At 36.4% G+C, this 1,510-nt stretch carries 1 protein-coding gene and 3 pseudogenes; 3 read left to right on the top strand and 1 reads right to left on the bottom strand.

Annotation, left to right across the window (positions count from 1 at the left end):
- Positions 1-162, bottom strand: a pseudogene (locus ACNPNW_RS15770) (IS6 family transposase); the annotation flags it as partial.
- A 212-nt stretch (positions 163-374) separates the two neighbouring features.
- Between ACNPNW_RS15770 and ACNPNW_RS15775 the strand changes: the two are divergent.
- The 3 genes and pseudogenes from ACNPNW_RS15775 to ACNPNW_RS15785 all read left to right on the top strand — a co-directional run.
- Positions 375-500, top strand: a pseudogene (locus ACNPNW_RS15775) (IS3 family transposase); the annotation flags it as partial.
- A gap of 150 nt (positions 501-650) precedes the next feature.
- Complete coding sequence (locus ACNPNW_RS15780) at positions 651-1,001, top strand: hypothetical protein (protein WP_071321248.1); 351 nt, start codon at positions 651-653, stop codon at positions 999-1,001.
- A 202-nt stretch (positions 1,002-1,203) separates the two neighbouring features.
- Positions 1,204-1,510: pseudogene (locus ACNPNW_RS15785) on the top strand (helix-turn-helix domain-containing protein); the annotation flags it as partial.

The following is a 1,510-nucleotide window of genomic DNA, read 5'->3' on the forward strand; positions in this document are numbered from 1 at the left end:
ATAACGTTGAACCCAACGGTAAATAGTCGTGTGATCAACATTCACACCCCGTTCGGCCAGCATTTCCTGCAGTTCACGATAGCTAATGCCATATTTACAATACCAGCGCACAGCCCAAAGAATGATTTCGCCCTGAAAATGCCGACCATGGAAAGGATTCATATGCTGCACCTTTAGCTAAAACAGTCTTCAGCTTACCATTCGTGGTTATTTGCAACAGTGCCGATTTTTTGAAAAAAGCATAGGTCTAGATAATCAAGCTAGATTTTTTAAAACTCCACATTGGTCAATTGTACATAAACCATCACAAGTACTGAACCGTACCGGGTTTGTCGGAGACCAACTTTCCTGAGATGAGAAGCATTGCTTCTCAAGCGACATTAAATTGGGTAGATTGGTTCAATAAAAAGTATGTACACAGTGCACTGGGATATGTATCGCCTTTTGAGTTTGAGGCAATGTACTATGATAAGATTAACCCGTTAGGTCAGGTGGCCTAATTTAAATAAAAAAATCTCTGATAAATCCGGTACTGTTCAAAATGCGATTTATGGCTTTTTTATGTAAAAAAAAGTAATATTTGTCTTATTGTTAAATTATAACAATTAGTATAAATACACTTATGATTTACAGATGAAAAAGGTAGTTAAATGAAATATTTTTTAAGTTTAACCTTGTTAGTTTTAGCAATGACTGGGTGTACTTCGAGTCTAAAGACTGAAACTTTACAAGATAAGGCTACAAGCAATACTTCAGCTGATACGCAGGTCCTTAAATTTTCTGGTCCGAATGGTTTATTAATTTTTCTGAAATCATCGGATAACTTTGAAACTGCTTTAATGACTGATAACTCAGGCGTGGTATATCGTTTAAAGCAAACAGTTGCTGGTAGTGGTATTCGTTTAGCTAATAATAATGGAGTTTCAATTCACTTTAAACGTGGTGAAGGGGTTGTTGAATTTGTAAAAGACCAGCCAATCAGCATTACTGAAGTAAAATAATGAGGTTTAAACTTTAAGAGAACCCCACACCATAATCTGCATACCGAAAGTTAGACACTATTCCTTGAAATGTGGTCAAACATGATCAATGACTAATTCGCACTCTGTTAATGGGTGAATTCAAACATGAGGTGCGACAGTTTCAAAAGCCTTATGATAATCTGTGTGATTCATAGACATCACTTCAATATAATGGGTGTCTATGAACAGAGAAATTCAACAAAGACTCGTATGGGTTAAATTATTTGAAGAGACCAATAATACTGGCCTGGTTTGTCGGAGATGTGGCATTTCTAGACCAACTTTACGCAAGTGGTGGAAACGATATTCTGAACAAGGTATTGATGGATTAAGTAGTCATAGTAAATGTCCCTTAAAATCGCCAAATACTAAAATCAATGCTGAGCTAGAAGCTTTAATATTGAAAATGCGCTGCACGGAGTCTCGTTGTCCTTGGCGACTATCCATAAAGTACTATCCACCCATTAAGTCAAACCGATTAAAAAATT

Source organism: Acinetobacter endophylla (assembly GCF_053543775.1).

What these genes read in the sequence shown, in the direction of transcription:
- ACNPNW_RS15780 (WP_071321248.1), top strand. Translation starts at nt 651, where the DNA reads ATGAAATATTTTTTAAGTTTAACCTTGTTAGTTTTAGCAATGACTGGG.